The 5,984-nt window shown below is 37.8% G+C and carries 3 protein-coding genes and 2 pseudogenes; all 5 read left to right on the forward strand.

Annotated features, from left to right (window positions below):
* Positions 1–226: 226 nt before the first annotated feature.
* Positions 227–863 (forward strand): annotated as a pseudogene (locus tag BHE89_RS08195) (CDP-alcohol phosphatidyltransferase family protein).
* Complete coding sequence (locus tag BHE89_RS08200) at positions 860–2,629, forward strand: bifunctional alpha/beta hydrolase/class I SAM-dependent methyltransferase (RefSeq protein ID WP_069370033.1); 1,770 nt, start codon at positions 860–862, stop codon at positions 2,627–2,629. The pseudogene BHE89_RS08195 and the gene BHE89_RS08200 overlap by 4 nt, the downstream one beginning before the upstream one ends.
* A 104-nt stretch (positions 2,630–2,733) precedes the next feature.
* Positions 2,734–4,065, forward strand: coding sequence for a phosphatase PAP2/dual specificity phosphatase family protein (locus BHE89_RS08205; protein ID WP_069370032.1), 1,332 nt, complete (start codon positions 2,734–2,736; stop codon positions 4,063–4,065).
* A gap of 10 nt (positions 4,066–4,075) precedes the next feature.
* On the forward strand, positions 4,076–4,483 hold the full coding sequence (locus BHE89_RS08210; RefSeq protein ID WP_069370031.1) for a hypothetical protein: 408 nt from the start codon (positions 4,076–4,078) through the stop codon (positions 4,481–4,483).
* Between the two features lie 167 nt (positions 4,484–4,650).
* Positions 4,651–5,861: pseudogene (locus BHE89_RS08215) on the forward strand (MFS transporter).
* Positions 5,862–5,984 lie beyond the last annotated feature (123 nt).

Below are 5,984 nucleotides of genomic sequence, written 5' to 3' on the forward strand. Positions count from 1 at the left end.
AAATGACACGGAACAGTCTGATAATGATAATTTTGCGTATCTTAGTTTTACTTTATTTGGAGGCTAACTAATTATTAACTCAAGTAAATTTTAGAGATGAATACTCTGTTTGAAGCCAAAATAAATTAAATCATTAAAATAAAGATATTCAATAAGATAAAAATCAGCTAATAATAAAATAATAATTTTGAGGTAATATACGCACTTTTGAACACAAGGATGCGTCATGACAATTTATGACCTAAAACCCAAATTTCAATCTCTATTGCGCCCTTATGTTGAACGGTTATTCACAAAAGGGATCACAGCAAATCAGATCACACTTTCTGCCTTACTGTTATCCCTTGCCGTTGGTGGGTTGCTTTTGCTGTCCCCTTCTCCTCGTTTATTTTTATTACTCCCTTTTGTCCTTTTTTTTTCGTATGGCGCTTAATGCCATAGATGGCATGCTTGCACGAGAACATAATCAAAAAAGTGCACTTGGGGCGATATTAAACGAAGCCAGTGATGTTATTTCAGACATTGCCCTCTATCTCCCTTTTGCTTTTATTTTTCCACAGGCCTACTGGTGGATTATGCTGGCACTTTTTTTAATGATAATGACCGAGTTTTTAGGCGTTCTTGCCCAAACTATTCATGCTTCTCGTCGTTATGATGGACCGATGGGAAAAAGTGATAGAGCTTTTACTTTCGGTGCTATCGCGTTTTTTATCGGATTATTCCCCTCGCTGACATTATCAGAAAACACGCATTATCTTTTTATTATTATTAATTTACTACTTTTGTTGACTTGTTATCACCGAATTCATCGCGCATTAAAAGAAGCCACGATGACAGATAAAGATAAGGATACATCGTTATGAATCAACAACCGCAATATCACACTCAAAGGAATATGATTGAGTCTGAATTTACCACCAGCGATAAGACACCACTGTATTATCGCCATTGGCCTGCTCAAATTACCACTGAGCCCAAAGCAATTATTTTATTTCACCGAGGCCATGAACACTCAGGACGTGTTTCTCATCTAGTTGATGAGTTAGACCTTCCTGATTTTTCAATGTTTGCTTGGGATGCTCGTGGACATGGTAAAAATGAAGGCGCTCGCGGTTATAGCCCATCAATGGGAACATCAATAAAAGATATAGACGAATTCGTTCATTACATTTCATCTAACTATCATATTCCAATGGGGAATATTCTAGTCGTTGGTCAAAGTGTCGGTGCTGTTTTAGTTACTGGTTGGGTACACGATTACGCCCCAAAAATTCGGGGAATGGTGCTCGCTTCCCCTGCATTTAAAGTAAAATTATATGTTCCTTTTGCACGTACTGGTCTTGCCTTAATGCAAAAAGTTCGCGGCCTTTTTTACGTCAATTCGTATGTGAAAGCCAAATATTTAACCCATGACCAAAGCCGTATCAACTCTTTTAATCAAGACTCACTGATCACTCGCCCTATTGCCGTCAATATTTTATTAGAACTTTATAAAACGGCAGATCGTGTTGTTGAAGATGCAAGTGCGATTACCTTACCAACACAGTTATTTATTTCAGGCAATGATCATGTAGTTCACGCCAAGCCCCAACATCTTTTCTATGAACGTTTAAATACCCCTATCAAAGAAAAGCATGTCTTACCCGGTTTTTACCACGATACTTTAGGTGAGAAAGACAGAGTTATTCCTATCAATAAAATGCGTAGTTTTATTGAAACCTTATTTGCACAACCACTTTATCAGCATGATTATCAACATGAAGATACGTGGAGCCATAGTGCTGATGTTTACCGCGCATTACAGACTCCCCTTCCTAAATATTGTCCCAAAAGACTTTATTATAAAGTACTTAGCCATTCTATGAGCACATTAGGTAAAGCGTCTGAAGGTGTTGCTCTGGGATACGATAAAGGTTTTGATTCTGGATCAACACTAGATTATGTCTACCGAAATCAACCCCAAGGGAAAGGATTGTTTGGTCGTGTTATTGATAGGCAGTATTTAAATAGCATTGGTTGGCAAGGTATTCGCCAACGTAAAATCAATATTGAAAATACGATCCGCTACGCAATTCGCCAATTAATACACAATAATATGCCTGTGCATATTATGGATATCGCAGCAGGACAAGGACGCTATCTTTTTGATGCGGTTAATGATTATGGTAAGGTCGATTCTATTTTAATGCGCGATTATAGTGCCATTAATGTCGATCAAGGCAGGATAGCGATTAAAGAGCGTCACTTAGAAGATAAAGTGCGCTTTGAAGAAGGTAACGCGTTTGATGCCGAAAGCTTGAGTGCTGTTTCGCCACCACCAACGTTAGGTATTGTCAGTGGACTCTATGAATTATTCCCTGAAAATCATCTGCTAAAAGAGTCTTTAAAAGGGCTATCGCAAGCCATCCCTAGTGGTGGTTTATTGATTTATACCTGTCAACCTTGGCACCCTCAACTGGAAATGATTGCGCGTGTATTGCCAAGTCATCAAAATGGGCAGCCTTGGATCATGCGTTGCCGTAGTCAAGGTGAAATGGATGCTTTAGTCAATGAAGCAGGATTTGAAAAGTTAGATCAACAAATTGATCATTGGGGTATTTTTAGTGTATCGATAGCAAGACGTCGCTAACGGAATACACCATCAACAACTGAGCTATCGTTATATGGCAACATATAGCGATAGTTTTAAATCGTTGTAAAAATAGAAACAAAAATACAGAAAGGAATTTTAGTATGGGTGGAACCCAACACACTCAAATAACATCATCGAGAAAAAGTATCTGGCTTGCTGGTATTGCATGGTTGTCTTTTCTTGCCCCATTTTTCTATTTAACTTATATGCAAGTTAATACTTATACTTCCACTTTATCTGATGTTCCTTCTTTTGTTTATTCGTGGGAAAAAGCGATCCCCTTTTTACCTTGGACAATTATTCCTTATTGGAGTGTGAATATTGCCTATGGTATTTCACTGATTATTTGTACAACGCTAAGAGAACAATTTATACATGGGCTACGTTTAATTGTAGCCTCGCTTATTGCTTGTGCGGGTTTTTTATTATTCCCTTTAAAATTTAGTTTTATTCGTCCAACAACTGAAGGCGTCTCTGGTTGGTTATTTACCCAATTAGAAGGTTTTGATTTACCTTATAACCAAGCCCCTTCTTTACACATTATCTTATTGTGGATACTTTGGTTACGTTTTCGCGCACATACGCCTAAATCATGGCAATGGTTTTTAAATTTCTGGTCATTGCTTATTGCAATTTCTGTACTGACAACGTGGCAACACCACTTTATTGATATCATTACAGGCTTTGGTGTTGGCGTGTTTATTTGTTATTTATTACCAATAAACGCCCATTGGAAATGGCATTTTACCGGCAGCAAACGTAGTTTACGTATTGGTAAAAATTATGCGTTATCAGCGATGGTGTTTTATCTGTTATCTTTTGGCTTACAAGGTTTCTTTTGGATCTTTCTTTGGCCTGCAATCACATTAACTTTTGTGACTTTGGGTTATTTAGGGGCTGGCGCTTCTATCTTTCAAAAAAATGAACAGGGTGAAATCCCTCTTTCCGCACAGATAATCCTATTACCTTATCGTTTTTTTGCTTGGTGTACTTATCGCTATTATCTAACTCGTTGCCAAACACCCAGTTTCGTGACTGAAAACATGTTATTAGGTGGGCGCCCCCTCTATAAATTAAAAGCGAACGCAGTCTTTGATTTAACTTGTGAATGGCCAAGAAACAAATTTAGCCGAAATCAGCTTTATTTAGCCCAACCTCAAATCGATTTATTACCATTATCTCCTGATGATATCAGCAAAGCCATGTTGTCTATGGAACGACTCAGCCAAGTAGGTACGGTGTATATTCATTGCAAATTAGGCTATTCGCGCAGTGCCACTATTGCGGTTGCATGGCTAATTTACAATGGTAATGTAGATACTTTAGAAGATGCAATAAAACAGGTGTATCAAGCCCGTCCTCAAGTGATTTTAAATACAGAAACACAAGAGGCATTACAAATTTGGTATTCACGTTTCCAACAAAATAAATAACGAGGCAACGATGTTGACAACAGAAACGAGTGGTAACGTCATTTTATCTTTAACTCAAAGTTGGCGCTATTTACTGCTGTTATCACTATTACCTTATATCAGTACATGGCCTGTGTTTAGTCTTCACTTTCACAATAAATTAGCTTTCTTTGTTGCTTCTCTTTTATTTTTATTTACGCAATATCACCTTTTTCGTTTATGGCTTGATAGCCACTTTTTTCGAGATCTTTATCGCTCTAAAGACGATGTTAGCTTTGATGAAAGTCTCTTGATATTGTTTCCTAAACGCCTTAAAAAACAGACGATGAAAGCCCGCTGGCTAGGTGCTAAACGTCTATTTTCTTTTGCCGTGCTTGGCGTTTCAGTTCAATGGATATGGTGTTTGGCTATGCTATTTTTTGGGCTTTTTAGTTATTAACATGCTGATGCCAATATTTATTAATCATATAAAACAATATGTTATAAGAATATATTCTAAGGGGGTATATCCAATCAATTGAACCTCTCTATCGGAGTAATTCTTTTCTCAAAAAAAATGACTCGTGTTACTATCATTTACCTTACAAATGATTTGTTATGAGTATTATGGAAAACACCGCACCACACACATCGCTAAGCAAAGGCCTTATTTTACTTATGGCAGTTGCCACAGGTATGGTTGTTGCCAGTAACTACTATGCACAACCTCTACTTGATTCAATCGCAAACTATTTCCACATATCACCTACTTTGGCTGGATTTATTGTCACTACGGCACAATTAAGTTATGCCCTAGGGTTAATGTTATTAGTGCCTCTTGGCGATATCTTTGAACGTCGCTCACTCATAATTACCATGACATTAATTTCAGCGAGTGGTCTACTAATTACCGCTATGGCATCTAATATTTGGATGATGTTAATCGGAACAGCACTCTCAGGCATGTTCTCTGTTGTGGCTCAAATTCTTGTTCCTTTTGCTGCAACGCTTGCTGCGCCTCATCAACGAGGAAAGGCTGTTGGAACGATTATGAGTGGCCTTTTACTCGGGATCTTACTCGCAAGAACCGCATCTGGGTTAATGGCGTCATTTACTAATTGGCAGGGTATTTTCTGGGTAGCGAGTGTTTTTCTGGCGATTTTAGCTATCACTTTATGGCGCTGTTTACCCACTTATAAAAGTAAAACATATTTAAATTATTTCCAATTGTTAGGGTCTATTTTCAAATTATTTGCAACAACGCCGGTATTAAGAACTCGTTCATTGATTGGCGCACTTATTTTTGCTCACTTTGGTTTATTGTGGACCTCAATGGCCTTTTTTATTAGCTTCTGATCCTTTTTAATTACTCGGATGCTGTGATCGGTTTATTTGGTCTTGTGGGTGTCGCGGGAGCATTAATGGCGGGTAAGGCAGGTGTATTAGTTGATAAAGGGAAAGGCAAAAAAACCACTACGATAGGATTAATCATTCTCTTTCTTTCTTGGGGGTTTATCATTATTGCACCTCATTATCACTGGGTTGGACTCACCAGCTTTATTATTGGTGTTGTCTTGCTAGACTTAGCTGTTCAGGGTGTTCATGTCACCAATCAGAGTACTATATACCGTATATTGCCTGATGCTAGAAATCGCCTGACTGCTGCTTATATGACAAGCTATTTTATCGGTGGGGCATTAGGATCTTTACTCTCGGGCTATGCTTATCATCAATATGGATGGACAGGTGTTTCTATCGCGGGATTAATCATTGGTGTTATCGGTCTTATTGTGTGGTTTTTAGGTTATAAAAATGATCCAATAATCCATGTCGAATAATTTTCAGACCCAAGGATGGGCTATATTATTCCTTCAATCTCACGCTAATCAGAATAAAATGTAAATGTTTTAACAGCGTGATTACTATTAATGTATATCATCTATCTCATTCTTTTATTTAAG

Source organism: Shigella sp. FC1967 (genome assembly GCF_001743005.1).
GTDB lineage: Bacteria > Pseudomonadota > Gammaproteobacteria > Enterobacterales > Enterobacteriaceae > Proteus.